Source organism: Mesorhizobium sp. M0518 (assembly GCF_040321125.1).
Lineage (GTDB): Bacteria > Pseudomonadota > Alphaproteobacteria > Rhizobiales > Rhizobiaceae > Mesorhizobium.
Genome location: NZ_JAMYQY010000010.1, coordinates 1 through 18190, shown reverse-complemented (window position 1 = coordinate 18190; position 18190 = coordinate 1). Strand labels below are relative to the sequence as shown.

Genomic DNA, 18190 nt, shown 5'->3' with positions numbered 1-18190 from the left:
ATGCTTCTCCCGTCATTCTGATCCCCCACGCAGGCGCCGCAAACCCCGCATCAGTCCCTGGAGCCTCTTCAGCAGCCGAGGTTTGGAGCGCACGAACACCTCGGCCCGGTTGCGGATCTCGATGGCTGCGCTCACGGCGCTGCCTCGCACCGTAATCCCGTGGCAAAGCTCGCGCAGGCCCGAACCCAAGGCACCCATATGTTCCTTATAACTCTGGTTGCCTACCGACAGGTCGAAATAATTGAAATCGCGCCCGCGCGCCCAGCTCATCAACTTGCCCATGATCAGAAGTCCCGGCGAGACATTGGGCACCGCGCCCTGATCGATTGAGATCAGCAGAGCATGAACGGTGACTTGATGGATCAGCAGGTATTGGACCGCGATAAGAGCTTCACCCACACGCAACCCGAAGAGCCGCACCGACCCATCCGACAGGCCCTCGAGAGCGGCGTTTCGATAGAAGTCGACAACCGCCGCCTGCGTCAGCAGGTCGAAGCGGCCCAGTTCGCGAAAGCGGCTGAGCCGCATCCGGACCAGGCCGCCGAAGATGACCTCCACCAGGGCCGGCGTGTTGGCTTCGACCAGTTCCACGCCGCCAAGCCGTTCGAGGCGACGCCAGTCCTTGTTGAAAGCCTTGACGAAGGATGGCCGGCATAGGCGCTTGAGGACGGTTTCCGGATCGCCGTCGATGGCGAGGCCGAAGCTGGTATGCAGGGAATCGCGCGTGGCCGCCAGCAGGGCTAGCGGATTGGCGACACCGCTGATCGATTGCGGAATTCCCGTGATCTGGATGCGGTCCGCCGGCGGCAGCACGGAACGCACCGCGGCCCACGCGGCCTGCGCCGATTGCGTCGTCCACGGGCTCGCATCGGCCAGCAACGGTGCCGAGTAGTCGCAAACGCCACAGCTCAGCCACTCGATCACCCGATGGCGGAAAGCCGGTCGCCGTATCAACGGCACCAGCATTCGCGGCACGCCTGTGACGGCATCGTTTACCTCCACGATGAGCAGTTCCGCACCTTGCGGCATCAGCCGCGCAACGATCCCCTCGGCCCAGGCATAATTCTGGTGGGCGGTGCACACACCGTCCGTCTGGAGGCGCAGCCAGAGCGGCCTCACCGCTTCCAGGCTGGTGTGGAGCCGCGCCGTGTAGGCATCGATGGCGACGACGGTGGCCGGATGGGAGGACTGGCCATCGGGCGAGCCGGCCACCGCAGCAATTTGCACCGCCTGGACTGCCATGTTTTTTCCTATCGCTTTGCCGTAGCGAACGGCAGCGTGCGCCGCCACGCGCCCAACCGGCTGTCGCGCGCCTCATCGGGATGCTCGATATTCCACATGCGGTGATGCGCGAAATACCACGATGCCACGAGCACGAACATCTCCGAGACGGCGGAACCCAACAACGCCCACGGCGGAGACGCGATTGCCAGCAGGGCCGCGATCAGCGCCAGGCCGACGACCGCGCCGCCCGTGGTGATGAACGCGACGATCCGAAAATCGCCGAGTATCTCAAGCACGATGCGGGGCATGATGTAGAGCATGATCGGGACAAAATTCGCGATCACGAAAAGCCCGATGAACCAGGTCGAAGCGTCCTGGAGAGCCTGGGATTCTATCATCGGCAGGACGAACATGATGGCGCATCCATATGCAAGGCCGCCAAACCCCATGACGAGCGCCCAGATCTTGGCCTGCGTCCAGACACGGCCTGTTTCATTGTTCCGCATCAGCCTGGCGAGATCCGGCTGCGTCATGTTGACGAACGCAAGGCTGATGATGCGCAGCGGGGCAAACAGCACCAGAACCGCCGCCAGAGGTGCGTAGGCGGCAGGACCGGCAATGCCGGCGACCAGCAGCGCCAGACATTGACCCTGGATGTTGGTGGTGGTCGCGCTGAATGCCGACCAGCGCAGCTGGGGCCAGAGCCGGACATAGCGTCGCCGCGTCGGCATGCGGAAGCTGATGCGAAGCGAGCGCCGAGCCAGCCGGACCAGGACGAAAATGCCGAACACATTTGCCGCGGCTAGTGCATAGAACACGGTCTGCAGCGGGTCTTGGACCAACCAGATCGACAGCCCGGTCAGGACACAGCCGGCGACTGTAAAAGCGCCATCGCTGATGGAGACGACAACCTGCTGGCGCCGTGCGAAGAAAGCCGTGCGCATATGGCTGCGCAACGACCAGGCACCGACGAAGCAGCCGGCGGCAATTCCGCTTGGGTCGCCAAGAACATGCATCAGGACTGCCGTGCCGACGGCCATCAGCAAAGCCACGATCAGCGCCGCCGTTCCGAACGCCACGTCATAGGTATCGACGCCGGCGCTGTTGGTGCTCTTGCTCATCCAGATGCTGGCGGGAACTGCGGTGAGCGACCTGATATAGGACAGGCCGACACCGCCCATCACCATGCCGATGGCGAAGAGGCCGTAGCCCTGCGCCGACAGCATGTGCAACAGCATGATGTTGAGGGCAAAATGAAAGCCGCTCTGCATCGCCTCGCCGCCGATCATCAGCACGAGGCGTCGAACCAGATGGCTCGGAAACGCTAGCTTCACGGCCGTGTCTCCGCTTCGCGGCCAGCAGGCGCCCTGCCCGGCCGAGCGATGGTCGTCTTCAGCTTGTCGGCGGCGATCGCGGTGATCGCCGCGGCCGCGACCGGCTCGCTGAAGATCGCCTCGTAGCGCGCGCGCCCGGCAGCGACAAACCCGCGCCAGGCCTCAGGGGCGAGGATGATCTCCTGCAATTTCGCGCCAAGAGCTGCTGCGTCGCCGGGCGGGACATGCCAGCCGGTCTCCCCGTCGCTGACCACTTCCACCAGCCCGCCGATCGCCGACACAAGCGGCGGCCGGCCATGAGCCATCGCCTCGATGGCGACGCGCCCAAGCGATTCCGGACGCCGCGACGGCACGGTGACGATATCGGCCCATCGATAATGCTCCGAAGGGTCGGGAATGAAAGGCAGGACTCTGACGCGCCCGGTAAGCCCCATGGTTTCGACCAGTTCGGCAAGCGCATGCTCGCGCTCAGTGCTTTCGAAGGCGCCGCCGACCAGCCGCACCTCGATCCTCACCTGGAGTTCCGCCGGCATCGAGGCGATCGCCTCCAGCAGGATTTCCTGCCCCTTGATCCGGTTGATACGGCCAAGCAGCAGCACCCGCAATGGGCGCTTGCCATCATACGTCATTGGTTCGACCGCCGCCGGCCCGGCAACGCCGTTGTAGATGACATACGCGCGCGCCGCCTTGGGATCGCCAAACGCGGCGCGTGTCGCGCGTGAATTGAAGATCAGATCCGCATGGCTCCAGCGCATCAGGCCGACAAGTACCCTGCGCATGGCGCCTTCGGGGATTTCGTGGATGTGCAGGACGGCCTTGTGGGGAAGAAGGCGTGCGGCCAGCGCATAGTCGGCCACGATCGAGGTGTTGACATAGACGAGGTCGCAAGATTTGAGGCGCCGCCACGCCCTGAACACGGCAACCGGCAGTCGCGCCATCTCGACTGTCGCAAGACGCGCAATGGCCTGGCGCCTCAGCACCCAGAGCGGTTCGAAGACGATCCGGCTGGCATGCGCTTCCAGAATCCGCACGATCGGCCCGCTGCGCGGCAAGACCACTTCGATGTCGGCCGACGGAAACGCGGCGCGCAGCGCGGCAACGCTCTCCGCGAAGCTGCGGTCAGAACCATAGAGTTCATAACCCTGATGAACGCAGGCAATCCGCATCTTTATATCCCGCCGGGTGCTACAACCATCGCGTTGGGCGATTGTGGCAGAAGCCCGTCCGCAAGAATCATGCCTGGTTCGATACATCAGACTATCGGCTGATATGTCCGACTATCGGTTCGATACGCCCGACTGCCGGCCGTACGCCCCAGGCATTGCTTCGTTTCGATACAGCTACGCACAGAAGGGTTGACCGAGAATGAAACAACCATCGGCTTCAACACCGTTTTTTTACAACCCCGCGCGATGATCCCTCGCAAGATACTGAAATCGGGAGGTGGCACGGAAGTTGCCATCTGCTCATTATAAATTAAGCAATATCTAATATATGAGACATGTGAAAGTGCCGCCGGCCATGAAACCAGAAACGCCCGCCATTCTGATCCTGGGGACCCGCGGCATACCCGCGGCCCATGGCGGCTTTGAAACCTTTGCCGAAAAACTGGCGCTGTTTCTTGTCGGGCGCGGTTGGAAAGTTGGCGTCTATTGCCAAGATGAGGTCGAGCGGATCGACCAGAGGGTGCGCAGCGAAACCTGGCGCGGCATCGAGCTCATTCACATCCAGGTCGCCTCCAAGGGACCGCGCGCGACGCTGGAATTCGACTGGCAATGCGCCCGCAACGCCGCCCGGCAACCGGGTGTTTGCCTGGTGCTCGGCTACAATGGCGCGGTCTTCCTGACCTGGCTCAGGCTGAAACGACGCAAGATCTTCACCAACATGGACGGCATCGAGTGGCGCCGCCCAAAATGGGGAATGGCGGCGCGAACCTGGTTCTGGCTCAACGAATGGATCGGCGCATGGGCCTCGCATCGGCTGGTCGCCGATCATCCCGCCATCGCAGATCACCTGGCGACACGCCGGCCGCGCAGCGCCATCGCCACCATCGCCTATGGCGCCGATCCGGTGACATCAGCGCCCGAGGCGCCGGTCCGGGCGCTCGGCCTCGAGCCCGGGCGCTATCTGGTCTCGATCGCCCGCATCGAACCCGACAACAACATCCTGCCGATCGTCGAAGCTTTTTGCTCCGCCAAGCGCGACATGAAGCTGGTGGTGCTGGGAACGCTGTCCGACGACATCCCCTATCATGCCGCCATCCGCAAGGCGGCGAATGGCTCGGTGGTCCTGCCGGGCGCCATCTACGACCAGGCGACGGTCAAGGCGCTCAGATACCACGCCCGCGCCTATCTGCATGGCCACACGGTCGGCGGCACCAACCCCTCGCTGGTCGAGGCGCTGGCGGCCGGCAACATGGTGATCGCCCACGACAATCCCTACAACAGATGGACCGCCGGGGCTGCGGCGATCTACTTCACCGACAAGGACAGTTGCGCCAAGCGGATGCAGCAGGCGCTGGACGATGATGCCCTGGTCAAGGCCTGCGGCGTTGCCGCCAGGGCGCGCGCCCGCGAAGCCTTTCGCTGGGACGATGTCCTGCTTGCCTATGAAAATGAGGCCTATCATTTGCTCGGCATGACTGCCGCCAAGACCACCGCGATGGATCACGCATCGCCAGGAACCGTATGACAGGCTGGTCGCGTCGGCGGGTGCTGCGGACGGCGCTGTCCACCGCGGCGGCTCTCGGCTCGCTCCCGGTCGCACCAATCGCTCGCGCAGCCGCCGGGCCGCGATTTCGGCGCGGCGTCAACGCCTGGCCCTGGTTCTCGCTGACGCGCGAATTTCCCGCTCCGCGCACCGACTATGACTGGCCGCCCTTCCAGTCACAACGGCCGGTGCCGACCCCGGACGACCTGCGTCGGCTGCGCAGGACCGGGCTCGATTTCATCCGTCTGCCTGTTGATCCCGGCCCTTTCCTGGCCGCCGACGCCGCCACGCGCGGCAAGTTGCTGGACATACTGGACGCGGCTGTCACGGCCACCCTCGACGCAGATCTCGGCATCATCGTCAACATCCAGGCCAATGCGGCCACCCATTACTGGAACCCCGACCGCATGGTCTCCAGCACCGTGGCACCCGCCTTCGATCTCTATCGCGGGCTGGTCGGCGAGCTTGCCGGCAGGCTGGCGCGGTTCCAGCCCGGCAGGGTGGCGCTCGAGCCGGTCAACGAACCGGCGCAGGCCTGCGCGTCGAACGTCTGGTTGCAAATTCAGCTCGCGCTTCTGACGGCGGCAAGGGCATCGGCAGCGACCCTGCCGCTGGTCGTCACCGGAGGCTGCGGCTCGATGGTGAGCGGACTGACCGCGCTCGATCCGGCACCGCTGTCGCCCTTCGAACCGATCCTGTTCACCTTTCACTTCTATGAGCCCTATCTGTTCAGCCATCAGGGCGCGCCCTGGATGCGCGAGCCCGTCTACCGGTCGCTCAACAATGTGCCGTGGCCGGCATCCGCCGGCTCGCTGGAGCAGACGCTGGCATCGGTCAGGGCGCGCATGGCGCAGGACACCGAAACCCCTGAAGACGCCAAGCAGGCAGCCTATGCCGAGACCGAGCGTGTGCTGAAAGTCTATTTCGACGCCCGGCCCGACCGCTGGTTTGTCGACAAATATCTTCGCCAGGTTCGCGACTGGGCCGACGGCCACGGCCTTGCGCCGGAACGCATCATCATGGGCGAGTTCGGCGCGCTGCGCACCGACGCCCGCTATGTCGCCGCGCCCAACCCGGATCGCGGGCGCTACATCGCCGATGTCAGGCGGAGCGCCGAGGAACTCGGCTTCGCCTGGGCACTGTGGGATCTCTTCGACGGCATGGGCATGATGGACGACACCACCCGGGCGCTGGACCCCGATATCATCGCGGCGCTTGGCCTGACCATGCCGGTGGACTGACCGGTCTGAAAGCTGCCCGCGCCGGCCGGTAAAGCACCAATGCCAGCACCACGAACTTGGTCAGCAGCGTCGTCTTCGACGCGACGCTTTCCGAAGTGTTGATCAGGATGACCCAGCCCAGCATCGGCAGCCAGATGCCGGCATGGCAGCGGCGCGCCACCTCGAACAGGAACAGCACGAAGCCGAACGTCAGCAAAAGGGTGAAGAAGGCGCCCTGATAGAGGACCGTGCGGATGATCGGGTTCTCGATGCCCTGTTCGAGACCGTTGATGCGGCGCAGGCTGTCGATCAGCTCGACATCCGGCCCCACGATCAGATCGCGCAATTCCAGGTGCTTGAAAAGCTCGAACATCTCGACGCGGGCATTGGCGCTTCCGCTGTCCGACACGAAGCGCTCCAGCAGCGCGTCGAAAAAGCCCAGATATGCCGCCACTATGATGACGACCGGCAGCAGTGCGGCAAGCATGAAGCCGAGTGCCGCACCTAAGAGATTGACGCGGCCCTGGCGCAATTTGGTGGTGCCCTGAAAAAGCAGGTAGCAGCCGCCGAGCACCACCGTCGTCACCATCGCCGTGCGGCCGCCGAAGGCGACGAGTGCCGCGCATTGCAGGCCGATCAACCCTATCCGCACAGGCATCGACAGGGATCTGGCACCGGAGAGCAGCGCAAGCACATAGATCGACGTCACCATGGCATTGGCAAGCGGATGCCCCTGCAGCGCGCTCGAGCGCAGATCGGTGGTAAACGCCACGCCGTCCAGGCGATAGGGGAAGATAAGCGTCTTGGTGGCGAACTCGAAAAGGGCAAGCAGCGCATTCGCCGTCATGACCACGTGAATGACGGTCTGCAGCCCGGCGAAGGTCCGTTCGTCGTCCTCGCTGAGCATCAGCACCAGAAGTGCCGCGGCCACGAACGTATCGATCATGCCGGCCATGCCGGGCCGCTGCCTTGCGATGACGACGAACAGAAGCACGATCGATATGGCGGCCATCAGCGCGCTGGCCGGACGCCTATCGGCGACATGCACTAGATAGCCGACCGGATTGCCGAAGGTGCAGGAGCGCCAGGCAAGCAGCAGCACGATGAGATAGGTGGACGGGTGGATCTTGGTCGCCGGGTTGCCGAACAGGCCATCATAATTGTAGCCGACCAGCCACAGCATGCCGCCCGAGATGCTGAACAGCACCGCTACCGCCGCGATCAGTCCGAAGCGCGTCAGCGCATCGAGCGACGTGCCGGCGCGGGGTGCGGCAACACCATGGTTCGAAGCGCTTGCGCTCCAACTGGCAGCCATATCAGGCGGCCTCGTCGACCAGCAAGGCGGCCGTTGGCAACCGCCCCATGACGGAAACCGCCTGCGCGGTCGTCGTGACGTCGCGCATCGGGGTGGCGTTCAGCGTGGCGACGAGCACGATCTCGTCGGCCATGGCGACCAGCGGCGAGGCATTGAGATTGTCGGCCAGCGCGCCGCCGTCGATGACGACGAGTTCGAAGCTCCGGCTGGCCCGCGCCAGCATCTGCTGCGCAAAATAGATGCCATGCGCTTCCTGGAAGACCGCCTTTGAGCGGCCCCTGCCCAGCACGGCAACGTTGCTGCCGGCTGCGTAATGGCTGACGGCCTCGAAGGCGTACTCGCCGCGCAGCACATCGAGGACTCCCGGCTGCGGATCCTTCTGGTCGCCGCCGGCATTGGCATCGATGAACAGCACACGGCTGCCCCTGGATGCCGCGGCATCGGCCAGCAGCCGCGCCACCCGGCTGCGCTGCGCGCCCTCGCCCGGCGACGATGTCACCAGGATGGAAGGCACCAGCGGCCAGTCCGCCGGACGCTGGCCCGAACTGAACATGCGCCTCAGTGCAAGGCCGACGACGGCGTCGGTCTTCTGGCTGGAGGCGACGGCGCGCGCCCCGCCGAAAGGCCACCAGCGCCGGCCAGTGCCCGACTTTGCCGGCACCACGCCCAGCACCGGCGCGTCGATGGCCGACTGCATCTGGGCGCTGGAAAGCACCGTCGGCGAGGAATATTCGGCGATCAACGCCAGACCGGTGCCGAGCCCGAGGCCGCCGAATATCGCGCCCAGCAACAGCAACGGCAAAGGCGGCCAGCTCTTCTTCAAGGCGGGCATGGCGTTGGAGATGATGCGCGCATTGGTGCTGTCGACATTGATCTGCTCGCGCGTCTCCTGGGCACGCTGGAGATAGTTCGAGTAGACGGAACGCAGCGCCTCGAGATCGCGCTGCAATTCGCGCAGCCGCACCGAGGCCTGGTCGGTGTCGAGCGATTTGCTCTTCATGCCCGCCACCTTGGCTTCCAGCGCCTGCTGGTTGGCCAGCGCCCGTTCGTAGTCGGTCTCGGTGGCGGTGGCGATGCGGCCGAGTTCGCGCGCGATCAGCTGGCGCGTGTCGCGCAGCTGCTGCTGGGCTGCGATCAGCGAGGGATGACGCGGCCCCAACTCCGTGCCGAGCTGCGAGACCTGGTCGACCAGCGTCGCCTCTTGCGCCCGCAGGCTCGAGATCACCGCCGAGCGCATTGCTTCCGAGGTCGCGTCCGCCGTGCCGCTCTGGCGGCGCATCTGGTCGACCTGCGCCTTCAGCGCCGCGGTGCGGCTCTGCGCCGCCGCAAGCTGCGTATTGATCTCGGTCAGTTCCTGGTCGCTGACCAGGTTGCCTGCCGCCATCACCATGTTGTTGGCGGACTTGTAGGCCTCGACGGCATTCTCGGCCTGCTGGACGCGTTTGCGCTGCTCGTCCAGCCGGGCGGTGATCGACTCGGAGGCGTCCCTGGCCATTTTCGCGCGCGCGCTCGCCTGGTCGACCAGGTAGGCCTGCGCGATGGCGTTGGCCAGGAGGGCGGCCTTGTCGGCGCTCTTGGCGGTGACGATGACGTCGAGGACCAGGACCTTGTCGGCCCGCTTCACCGCCAGGCGCCGGCGCAGCGCGTCGAGTGTCTGCACCGACCTGTCGCCTTCGGCCGATGCCGAACCGAGCAGGCGCGACAGCAAGCCCTGCCCGTTGAATTCCGGATCCTGCGTCAGGTTTGTCGCCGCGATCGCCCGCATCAGCACGCCTGTCGACTGGACCACGCTGACCTGGCTCTCGACCTGCGTGATGCCGCCATCGGGTGAGATACGGCTGGGATTGACGTCGTTGGTGACCACCTGCAGATCCTGCGGATCGATCAGGATTTCCGCCGCCGAGCTGTAGAGCGCAGGTGTGAAAAGGCCGTAGAGCAGGGCGACCAGCGTCAGCAGTGCAACGGTACCGAAGATCCAGAACCGGCGGCGCACCAGGATGCGCTTCAGGTCGCCCAGTTCGACAGTCGAAGCTGCGTATGATCCCGCGCGTGCCGCATCCGGAGAGTGTTGCTGAGGAACCATGGGCAGGGATGATTGCATGGCTGCCTCCGACAATACTCCATATGCCGGCAAGATCAGTTTGCGGCGATAACCTAGCTATTCCTCCAACTGTTAAAACATTGTTAATTATGTTGAGAGGTGACGTGAATTTTGGCACGCGGTTTGCTTAAAAATATACATATCGAGGTGTTGGCTACGCAGCGAGCGGAGACGGATGCAGATGGGGTTACAATTTGACCGGACCGGCCTGGCCGGCAAGGCCGGGCACCGCCTTTTCGGACCTCCACCATGCAGATAAGTCTACGCCTGGACGGCGACTGCGTCCGCGCCTTTCATCTCACGCTGCTGGAGCGCCTTGCCGCGCTCGGCGACGTCGAACTGTCCGTCGATGTCAGACCGGCGGGCGGCGGCATTCCGCGCAGCGCCGCGGCCCTGTTTCAACTCGAAACGGCGATACACGGACTGGCCCATGATGGACTGGCCCATGATGGACTAGCCAAGCGTGTGCCGCTTTCGGCGCTCGCGCCCTATCGGCGGTCCCCTGCTTCGCCCGACCTTGTGATCGACCTCTGCGGCGATGTCAGGCTGGAAAGCACACGGGTCTGGCGCGTCACCTATGACGGCGCCAGCGGGGAAGCGGCCTTGCTGGCCCTGATCCTCGCCGGCCGCACGCCGCTTGCCCGCATCGATGAGAACGGCGTTGCGATCGCCGCCGGGCGTCTGGGCACAGAATATGGCGGCATCGCGCTGGCGTCCTTCCAGGATATGCTCGCGCGCACAGCAAGCCTGATCGTCGCTGCCATGTCAGGCGCGGCAAAGTCGGTGCCCGATCTGCCAGAGCCGGCGCAGGCAGGCAGCCCGCCGCCAATGCCCTCGGCCGGCAAGCTTGGGGTCAGAGCCGGCAAGACGCTGGCGCGGCGGATCGTCCAGAAGATCTATCACCTTTGCTACAACGCGCCGCATTGGAAGGTCGGCTGGCGGCAAACCGGGGGCCGCGATCTTTTCGACCTGCGTGCGCATCCGGCGTCGGGATGGCAAGAGCTGCCGGACGATGGCAGCCGCTTCTACGCCGATCCGTTTCCCATCCTCTACCAGGGCCAGCTGACCCTGTTCGTCGAGGACTATATTCACCGGCTCGGCAAGGCCATCATCTCCGCCGTGCCCTTCGGCCCGGCAGGCCCGCTCGGACGACCTGAACCGGTGCTGGATCTGCCCTACCATCTCTCCTACCCCTTCGTCTTCGAGCGCGACGGCGAGGTCTGGATGGTGCCGGAAAGCTGCGCCAACGGCACGGTCGATCTCTACCGGGCCACCGCCTTTCCCGGCGGATGGATCAAGGAGGCGACGCTTCTGTCCGGTGTCGTCGCCAGCGACGCCACGCTTGTCGAGCATGGCGGCGCCTGGTGGCTGTTCGCCACCGTCCGCGACGGCGGCGGCGCCTTCTCCGACACGCTGCATCTGTGGTCGGCGCCGGATTTTCGCGGCCCCTGGACGCCGCACCCCAAAAATCCCGTGCTGATCGACATCGCCTCGGCGCGGCCGGCCGGCCGCATGGTCAGGCGCGGCAACGACCTGCTGCGCCCGGTTCAGGACTGCCGCAGGAGCTATGGCGCGGCGCTTGGCATCGCACGCATTTCTCACCTTGATTTGATCGGCATGGAGCAGGTCGTTGAAACCATCTTGCATCCAGGTGCGCTATGGAGTGGGCGTAAACTTCACACGCTCAACGAGGCTGGCGGCTTTGAGTTCATCGATGGCTCGGCGATCGCACCGCGCTGGAAGCAGCGGGCCCGCGATTAACCTAAACATTGGTTACTACCAGGCACGCGCTCCGGTTGCTTGCGGTTGATTCAGGTCCGGAAGATATTTTCTACCGGAGATTGTGAACGTGCAGTTGCCACCAGAAAGGGCAGCAGAATGAGTATCTCAGAGGCCTGCCCGGCCGAAGTCGATGTGGCGATCGTCGGTGCCGGAATGGCTGGGACCACCTTAGCCATGCTGTTGGGAAAAGCCGGGCGCAAGGTGGCGCTGATCGACCCGCACCGCGTCCACCACGAGGAGTTCCGGGCCGAGAAGATCGGCATGGATCAGATGCTGCTGTTCGAAAAGCTCGGCCTCGATGCAACACTCAAGCGTCTCGTCACCTCGACGACCGACACGCATGTCTTTCGCCTCGGCCAGTTTTTCGCGCATGAGAAGAAGGCTGAATTCACATTCTCCTACGGCGCGCTGATCAATGGCCTGCGCGATGCCTTGCCTGCGCAAGTGCCGCTGACGGTCGGCAAGGTAACCGAAGTCTCGACTGGACCGGACCGGCAGCGGCTTGTGCTGGCCGACGGCGCCGTCATCGATGCCCGCCTGCTGGTGGTGGCAACCGGCCACGGCGAGGCGGTGCGGCGCGCCGTCGGGGTCGAGCGTATTGAGCAATCGAAGGCGCATTCACTGTCGATGGGATTCGACCTCGCCATCTCGCGGCGCGATTTCGGTCATCAGTCCGTCACCTGCTACAGCAGGCGGGCTGCCGACCGTATCGCCTACATCAGCATCTTTCCCCTCGGCGACAAGATGCGGGCGAACATGTTCCTCTATCGCAATGTGGCCGAAGCGTGGACGCGGGCCTTTCGCCAGGAGCCGCAAAAGATGCTCTGCGAGCTGATGCCCGAAATAGCAGCGCGATGTGGCAACTTCGAAGTCGCAAGTCCTGTCGAGGTCAGGCAGATCAGCCTGAGCACCACGCAAGGCCATCGCCGCGACGGGGTCATCTTCATCGGCGATGCCTTCTGCACGACGTGTCCGACGCCGGGCGTCGGCATCGGGCGCGTGATGACCGATGTCGATCAACTCCATTCGGTTCACATTCCACGATGGCTCGAAACACCAGGCATGGCGGCTGACAAGATCAACGCTTTCTATGACGACCCGGTCAAGGTGGCTGCCGATGAGGATGGCATGCGGGTGAGTTACTATGCCAAGTCGATCACCGCCGGCACCGGACTGGAATGGCGCGCAAGGCGCCTGCGCAACAACACCGCGCGCCAGCTGATGATCATCGGCCGCAAGGTCCGGCATCTGGGACAGCGGCGGGCGCCCGTGGCCAATATGCGATAGGGCGCGACCAGTCGCGCCCTATCGATTGCTGCTATTGATTGCCCTTGTCAGGCGAATGCATCAGGCGCCAATCAATCACTGAGGATCGGCGGAGGTGTCGATGGGGCAGTCTGGGCCGTGACGCCCGAAAGCCTGTCGCGCTTCTGCAATGTTGGTTTCTCGTATTTCTTCACTGTAAAGTGCCCTCCAAATTAGTACGGTGCCAGCAGAACCAATTCCCTGCCCCGTGTCAATTGTGTCATTACTGGTCCTTACGTCGTTTCCGCGCCATCGTAGTCAAACGATTCTTCACTGTTGCATTGCGGCACATATCGGCTCCGACAGGGCACCTCATCCCAGCGCCAATCGCGCTCTCCTTGCCTCCCCGCGCGATGTTGTAAATCGTTTCATCCAAGGTATTTTGGCCATCGGGAACAGAGGGAATAGTCATGTCCAACAGCGCCTTGCCGCTGGTTATCAGTGCGCCGGAACCACGCACGCTCGACCTGATCTTCACAGCCCGGCAGCTGGCGCGGCTCAAGGCGCATTATCGCATTGTCGAGACGACCGCTGACGGCGTCGCGAAACTGCCGGCCGACGTGCTGGCCGAGGCGCGCTATATCATCGGCCAGCCGCCCATATCGCCCGAAACGCTCGACCGGATGAAGGCGCTGCGCTGCGTCTTCAATGTCGAGACCAACCTCATCAACAACATGCCCTACGAGACCTTGTTCGCGCGCGGCATCCATGTCGTCACCACCGGCCTGGTGTTCGCCGAGCCGGTCGCGGAGCTTGGCCTTGCCATGGCGCTCAACCTCGCCCGCGACATCGTCGATGCCGATCTCGCCTTCCGCCAGGGACAGGAACTGTGGGGCGGCGACGGCAACCACACGGCGCGGCTCTTGTCCGGCGCCGATGTCGGCATCATCGGCTTCGGCGATCTCGGCCGGGCGCTCAACCGGCTGCTGTCGGGTTTCCGCACCCGCACCAAAGTCTTCGATCCCTGGCTGCCGCCATCGATCCTCATCGACAATGGCGTCGAACCGGCCTCTCTCGACGAGGTGCTGTCGACCAGCGACTTCATCTTCGTCGTTGCGTCGGTGACCAGCGAGAACCAGGGTTTTCTCGGTGCCGAGGCCTTTGCCGGCATGCGCAAGGGCGCCGCCTTCATCCTGCTCAGCCGCGCCGGCGTGGTCGACTTCCCGGCGCTGATGGCGGCGGTGAAGAGCGGCCACATCGTCGCCGCCAGCGACGTTTTCCCCGAAGAACCGCTGGCGCGGGACCATCCGGTGCGCACCCTGCCCGGCTTCCTGCGCTCGGCTCACCGTGCCGGCGCGCTCGACATCGCCTTCAAGCGCATGGGCGATATGGTGCTGGAGGACATGGACCTGATCGACCGCGGCCTGCCGCCGCTGCGCTCCAAGCGCGCCGAGCGCGAGACGGTTTCGCGCATGCGTTCCAAGCCGGCCGACAGGAATTGAAGCGTGGATTTTCGTCCCGGTCGGCCGACCCTCGACAAGGTCGGCTTGACAAGAGCGCGGCCGGCGACGACGCTCCCGCAATCGAATTTTGTGGAGGGAAGCCATGAACATGAAGAAGATCTATGAAAAACCGATGCTGCTCAAACGGCAGAAACTCTCTGCCGTGACGGCGCAGCAAGCCGCTTCAGGAGTGACAGGTCCGACAGGGCCGACAGGCTAACGCCTCGCGGCGTCCAATAAAGGCAGCATTGGACGCGCCTGCGGGTCGGCGGCGAAACGACAGTCGCTCGCAACTTCAGTGTTCATGGCTGCTCTTCGCTCTGCGGGCAACCGCTTCCATAAAAGAGCGCGCGGCAGCGTCACAAGCCGTTCTGGACGGTCCGTTCGCGGACAGCACGACCTCCGCGGCCTTCCGCGACATGCCGTATTTCCGGGCGAAGATCGCAGCGTCGTAAGGTTCGTTTTTGGCTGCCGGTGTCGCGGACGTGATCCTGGCCTTGGTCATTGGCGGGTCCGCCTGAAACTTTCGAGCAACTCGCCTTCATTGCGGCAGCCATTCTGAAACAGCGAAAACACTGTGGCTGCCAGCCGCTGTACGTCCGACTCCCCCGACACGCGGTCAAGTTTGCGCTCCAGGCAGACCCGATCGAAGACGCGCTGGCACAGCTGCAGATCGGAAGGATGGAAACCGGGATTGCGCTTATGAAGGCTCGGCATAAGAAGCCCCTTTCGGAGCAGCGACCACTTCCTTGACGCTGTCGGTCAAAAAATGAAATCGGACTGAGCAAGAGTCAACATCGGCCTCATCACAGTAAGTATCGTACAATTCTCCCGCCGGTCTGCCGAACGGTTCTCAGGCCCAGCGCGACATGGCGCTTTGTCATTAGCCGGCGGATTTTATTGGCCCTCACCGTGATCCGACGCTCTCAAGATATATGTCGGTTTTGTACCAAGTGGCGCTTGGTACGTTTCCGACACTAACATTCAGGCCGATCTTTTCATATGCGAACGGGCGTTGGGGGGCGCCGTGCTTCGAATTTCACATCGCATTCATAGCTTTATTCGTTCTGCGCCCCTATACATAGGCGATCGTCCGCACGTTTTTACGGGCACGGACGGCTGGGAGATTGGATGGCTCTTGCCCTGCATTGGGCCACGCCATGTCTGATCCCAACAAAAATCATCAATACCGAAACCAACTGCTGCGACGCATGCCTGCGGATGATCTGGCGTTGCTCGAGCCGCACATGCAGCGCTGCGACTTGCCGCTACGCATGATGCTTGTGACCCCGAATATTCCGATCGAGGCCGTCTACTTCATCGAACAGGGCATCGGTTCGGTGGTCGCCAGCACGGCGAGCGGCCAAGAGGCCGAAGTGGGCTTCATCGGCTTCGAAGGCATGACGGGATACTCCCTGGTGATGGGCGACGACCGTGCGCCGCATGCCTGTTATGTACAACTCGAAGGCGAGGCGATCCGCATCGAAGCCGGCGCATTCAAGGCAGCATTGGCGGCAAGTGCGACCATGCGCATGTTCCTGCTGCGCTTCATCAACGCGCTACAAACCCAGGCCGGCTGCACCGCGCTCGTCAACGCGCGGCTGAAGCTCGAGGAGCGGCTGGCGCGATGGCTGCTCATGTGCGACGACCGCGTGCCGGGCGAACATCTCGCCATCACGCACGAATTCCTGGCCATCATGCTTGGTGTCAGGCGGCCAGGCGTCACCGTTGCCCTTCAATTGCTCGAAGGCCGCGCGCTGATCCGCTCGCGTCGGGGCGAGATCGTCATTCGTGACCGCGCCGGGCTGCTGGAACTTGCCAATGGCAGTTACGGCGAAGCCGAGGCCGAATATGCAAGGCTGATCGGCGAGATCGGCGCGCCCTGATCAGGAGCGGTCGCCGCCGGCATCCGGCTTGCCCGATGTCGCTTTGCCGGGCAGCGCCGCACCGCCTTCAAATGCGCCTCGGCCAATCGGCCCATCCCTGCCGACCGGCAAGCCGGCATGCTCCAGACTTGCAAGCTTGCACTTCGTCTGCTCGGCCGCCGCTCCGACAAGGCAGTCGATGGTGAACATGGCACCGGCGTGCTCGCTTGCCGCGACCGCCTGGCGGATCTTCGTCAATTGCGCTTGTGTGTAGTCCAGAAGCTCGACCAGGCCGGTATGATCCAAACCGCCCTCCATTGCAGGATGTCGAGAGGCCGATCTGAGGTCGCTCTTGCCACCGAAATACGCCCATTTGCGGGGCTTGCATAGCCGGACTGTCAAAATCGTACAGTCTACGCGCCCACGGGATCCTCGCCCTATTGGACAAAGGTCCATCTTCGCACCCTCGCTACGTCATGCAAGTGTATATAAGATATCGCTTGAATACTGGTCCGTACGTCTGTCGGGGAGATGTCGTGCCAATCCGCGAGAATCTCGCCGCCAATCTCAGGCGGCTGGTCCAACGCTACGCTTCCGTCAGCGCGGTGTGCCGTGAGCTTGGCATCAACCGCACCCAGTTCGAGCGCTATCTGCAAGGCAAGGCGGTTCCCAACAAAGCCACCGCCAGGCTGATCTGCGACTATTTCAAGATCGACGAGGATGAGTTGTATCGTGAGCCGGCCGCCGCGGCAGCCAAGGGCGACAGCAATGCAACGTTGCGCGAGGCACTGTACGAGAACATGGTGCGGCCGCCGTCGCCCGCCATCGCCGGAGGCACCTATTTCACCTATTTTTCGATCCCCGGCCGACCCGATTTTTTGATGCGCTCGGTCACCTTCGTGCGGCGTGAGACCGATCTCGTCACCTTCAGGCGGGTGACGCGCTGGGCTCCGGGCGGTGGCCAGGGTGGTTCGAGAATACCCGGCAACCATTACGGCGTGGCGATCTCGCGCCTGAACTGGATCTATTTCACAGGCATCAACCGCCGCCAGACAAGCGAGCCCTCGATCATGACCGTACAGTGGGCTCCCATCTCCGAACCGGTTCTGGTCGGCAGGGCGATCGTCCTCACCGGATCGGGGCCGGCCTTTGTGTCGGTCATCATGCGGCAGGACGTCACCAGGATCAGCATGAGGCGAGCGATGCTGATGGCCCATATCGTCAGTCTCGACGACCCCAGCGTCGATCGGCTGGTGGTCAGTCTTGCACGAGAGACCCGCTAAACTCGCTTTCTGCGGGAAAAATCGGGAAAGTTTCAAGTTTTTCGACTATATTTTTCTTCGTTTCGGGATTTTTGCGCAAAAAAAGCCGGAACTTTCACCCAAACCTGTCGTTTTCCAACTGATCGTTGCTTCGACGATCCCAAAGCAACAGGAGGAGTACACCATGAACATCAAGATGATCTGTTTCGGCGCGATGACGCTCTCGATGGTTGCCGGCTCCGCGCTTGCCGCAAGCGATACCGGCACGTCGGCTCTCGACGATCCGGCCAAGATGCAGCCCTTCTACACGGACTCCAGCAGGAAGACGATGGTCGGCGAGGACGACTTCGTGAAGGCCTGGAAGGCCCTTACGCCGGACGACCAGACCGCGATGATGAAGGCCTGCGAGGACGAGGCGAAGGACGCCACTGCGGCCAACAGCCATCCGGAATTCTGCAGCAGCGTGAAAGCGAACGGCGGCAGCAAGTAGCAATCCAGCGAACCGATTAGAAACAGCCCCTTCGCGGGTAATGCAGTTCACTTAAGTTGGGCTGGATGAGGATCTGGTAAGACCTATCGAACAGGATGGAGATTCGTTTCCATCCTGTTCGTGTTTTGAGATGCCAGGTCG

General features: G+C 63.4%; 17 protein-coding genes. 9 read left to right on the top strand and 8 right to left on the bottom strand.

Annotated elements, in window-relative coordinates:
- Positions 1-12: 12 nt before the first annotated feature.
- From NKI66_RS16075 to NKI66_RS16065, 3 genes are read right to left on the bottom strand one after another with little or no spacing between them, the layout of a single operon-like run.
- Positions 13-1242 carry a GNAT family N-acetyltransferase gene (locus NKI66_RS16075; RefSeq protein WP_352752225.1) on the bottom strand — a complete coding sequence of 410 codons (1230 nt, stop codon included), beginning with the start codon at positions 1240-1242 and terminating at the stop codon, positions 13-15.
- Positions 1243-1250: 8 nt separating this feature from the next.
- Complete coding sequence (locus tag NKI66_RS16070; RefSeq protein ID WP_031213623.1) at positions 1251-2558, bottom strand: MATE family efflux transporter; 1308 nt, start codon at positions 2556-2558, stop codon at positions 1251-1253.
- Complete coding sequence (locus NKI66_RS16065; protein WP_352752222.1) at positions 2555-3724, bottom strand: glycosyltransferase; 1170 nt, start codon at positions 3722-3724, stop codon at positions 2555-2557. Before NKI66_RS16065 ends, NKI66_RS16070 begins: the two co-directional genes overlap by 4 nt.
- Positions 3725-4079: 355 nt before the next feature.
- Between NKI66_RS16065 and NKI66_RS16060 the strand changes: the two genes are divergently transcribed.
- Both NKI66_RS16060 and NKI66_RS16055 read left to right on the top strand, forming a co-directional pair.
- On the top strand, positions 4080-5249 hold the full coding sequence (locus NKI66_RS16060; protein WP_164893068.1) for a DUF1972 domain-containing protein: 1170 nt from the start codon (positions 4080-4082) through the stop codon (positions 5247-5249).
- Positions 5246-6508, top strand: a complete 1263-nt coding sequence (locus NKI66_RS16055; protein ID WP_352752220.1) for a glycoside hydrolase family 5 protein — start codon at positions 5246-5248, stop codon at positions 6506-6508. The genes NKI66_RS16060 and NKI66_RS16055 overlap by 4 nt, the downstream gene beginning before the upstream one ends.
- Here the strand turns inward: NKI66_RS16055 and NKI66_RS16050 are convergent.
- Positions 6471-7802: a VpsF family polysaccharide biosynthesis protein gene (locus NKI66_RS16050; protein WP_352752218.1), complete on the bottom strand. Its 1332-nt coding sequence runs from the start codon at positions 7800-7802 to the stop codon at positions 6471-6473. The two genes, NKI66_RS16055 and NKI66_RS16050, sit on opposite strands and share 38 nt — an antisense overlap.
- A gap of 1 nt (position 7803) precedes the next feature.
- Entirely contained in the window at positions 7804-9903 is a 2100-nt protein-coding gene (locus NKI66_RS16045; protein ID WP_031213619.1) for a GumC family protein, read from the bottom strand.
- Positions 9904-10152: 249 nt separating this feature from the next.
- Between NKI66_RS16045 and NKI66_RS16040 the strand changes: the two genes are divergently transcribed.
- The 4 genes from NKI66_RS16040 to NKI66_RS16025 all read left to right on the top strand — a co-directional run bounded on the left by NKI66_RS16040 (position 10153) and on the right by NKI66_RS16025 (position 14652).
- Entirely contained in the window at positions 10153-11664 is a 1512-nt protein-coding gene (locus NKI66_RS16040; RefSeq protein ID WP_352752216.1) for a glucosamine inositolphosphorylceramide transferase family protein, read from the top strand.
- A gap of 117 nt (positions 11665-11781) precedes the next feature.
- Positions 11782-12972, top strand: coding sequence for an FAD-dependent oxidoreductase (locus tag NKI66_RS16035; protein WP_352752214.1), 1191 nt, complete (start codon positions 11782-11784; stop codon positions 12970-12972).
- Between the two features lie 428 nt (positions 12973-13400).
- Positions 13401-14432 carry a hydroxyacid dehydrogenase gene (locus tag NKI66_RS16030; protein WP_352721066.1) on the top strand — a complete coding sequence of 344 codons (1032 nt, stop codon included), beginning with the start codon at positions 13401-13403 and terminating at the stop codon, positions 14430-14432.
- A gap of 103 nt (positions 14433-14535) precedes the next feature.
- Entirely contained in the window at positions 14536-14652 is a 117-nt protein-coding gene (locus NKI66_RS16025; RefSeq protein WP_023813303.1) for a hypothetical protein, read from the top strand.
- Between the two features lie 75 nt (positions 14653-14727).
- Here the strand turns inward: NKI66_RS16025 and NKI66_RS16020 are convergent, their stop codons facing one another.
- Together NKI66_RS16020 and NKI66_RS16015 are read right to left on the bottom strand one after the other, a co-directional pair.
- Complete coding sequence (locus tag NKI66_RS16020; RefSeq protein WP_023813302.1) at positions 14728-14937, bottom strand: hypothetical protein; 210 nt, start codon at positions 14935-14937, stop codon at positions 14728-14730.
- Positions 14934-15149 carry a hypothetical protein gene (locus NKI66_RS16015; protein ID WP_023813301.1) on the bottom strand — a complete coding sequence of 72 codons (216 nt, stop codon included), beginning with the start codon at positions 15147-15149 and terminating at the stop codon, positions 14934-14936. The genes NKI66_RS16020 and NKI66_RS16015 overlap by 4 nt, the downstream gene beginning before the upstream one ends.
- A gap of 443 nt (positions 15150-15592) precedes the next feature.
- On the opposite strand from NKI66_RS16015, the gene NKI66_RS16010 reads away from it, so the two are divergent.
- A complete protein-coding gene (locus NKI66_RS16010; RefSeq protein ID WP_031213618.1) occupies positions 15593-16318 on the top strand; it encodes a Crp/Fnr family transcriptional regulator in 726 nt (241 codons plus the stop codon).
- Here the strand turns inward: NKI66_RS16010 and NKI66_RS16005 are convergent, their stop codons facing one another.
- Positions 16319-16603 (bottom strand): hypothetical protein, encoded by a 285-nt coding sequence (locus NKI66_RS16005; protein WP_128305546.1) that lies wholly within the window; start codon positions 16601-16603, stop codon positions 16319-16321. It abuts the gene before it with no gap.
- 230 nt (positions 16604-16833) lie between these two features.
- Between NKI66_RS16005 and NKI66_RS16000 the strand changes: the two genes are divergently transcribed.
- On the top strand, positions 16834-17580 hold the full coding sequence (locus NKI66_RS16000; RefSeq protein ID WP_352632169.1) for a helix-turn-helix domain-containing protein: 747 nt from the start codon (positions 16834-16836) through the stop codon (positions 17578-17580).
- Between the two features lie 163 nt (positions 17581-17743).
- Complete coding sequence (locus NKI66_RS15995; protein WP_352632167.1) at positions 17744-18049, top strand: hypothetical protein; 306 nt, start codon at positions 17744-17746, stop codon at positions 18047-18049.
- The last annotated feature ends 141 nt before the right edge of the window (positions 18050-18190 follow it).

Bases quoted from the DNA above. Each gene is read 5' to 3' on its own strand.
- NKI66_RS16065 (WP_352752222.1), bottom strand. From the start codon at position 3,724: ATGCGGATTGCCTGCGTTCATCAGGGTTATGAACTCTATGGTTCTGAC.
- NKI66_RS16035 (WP_352752214.1), top strand. From the start codon at position 11,782: ATGAGTATCTCAGAGGCCTGCCCGGCCGAAGTCGATGTGGCGATCGTC.
- NKI66_RS16050 (WP_352752218.1), bottom strand. From the start codon at position 7,802: ATGGCTGCCAGTTGGAGCGCAAGCGCTTCGAACCATGGTGTTGCCGCA.
- NKI66_RS16055 (WP_352752220.1), top strand. From the start codon at position 5,246: ATGACAGGCTGGTCGCGTCGGCGGGTGCTGCGGACGGCGCTGTCCACC.
- NKI66_RS16030 (WP_352721066.1), top strand. From the start codon at position 13,401: ATGTCCAACAGCGCCTTGCCGCTGGTTATCAGTGCGCCGGAACCACGC.
- NKI66_RS16075 (WP_352752225.1), bottom strand. From the start codon at position 1,242: ATGGCAGTCCAGGCGGTGCAAATTGCTGCGGTGGCCGGCTCGCCCGAT.
- NKI66_RS16020 (WP_023813302.1), bottom strand. From the start codon at position 14,937: ATGACCAAGGCCAGGATCACGTCCGCGACACCGGCAGCCAAAAACGAA.
- NKI66_RS16040 (WP_352752216.1), top strand. From the start codon at position 10,153: ATGCAGATAAGTCTACGCCTGGACGGCGACTGCGTCCGCGCCTTTCAT.
- NKI66_RS16060 (WP_164893068.1), top strand. From the start codon at position 4,080: ATGAAACCAGAAACGCCCGCCATTCTGATCCTGGGGACCCGCGGCATA.
- NKI66_RS15995 (WP_352632167.1), top strand. From the start codon at position 17,744: ATGAACATCAAGATGATCTGTTTCGGCGCGATGACGCTCTCGATGGTT.
- NKI66_RS16010 (WP_031213618.1), top strand. From the start codon at position 15,593: ATGTCTGATCCCAACAAAAATCATCAATACCGAAACCAACTGCTGCGA.
- NKI66_RS16045 (WP_031213619.1), bottom strand. From the start codon at position 9,903: ATGCAATCATCCCTGCCCATGGTTCCTCAGCAACACTCTCCGGATGCG.
- NKI66_RS16015 (WP_023813301.1), bottom strand. From the start codon at position 15,149: ATGCCGAGCCTTCATAAGCGCAATCCCGGTTTCCATCCTTCCGATCTG.
- NKI66_RS16025 (WP_023813303.1), top strand. From the start codon at position 14,536: ATGAACATGAAGAAGATCTATGAAAAACCGATGCTGCTCAAACGGCAG.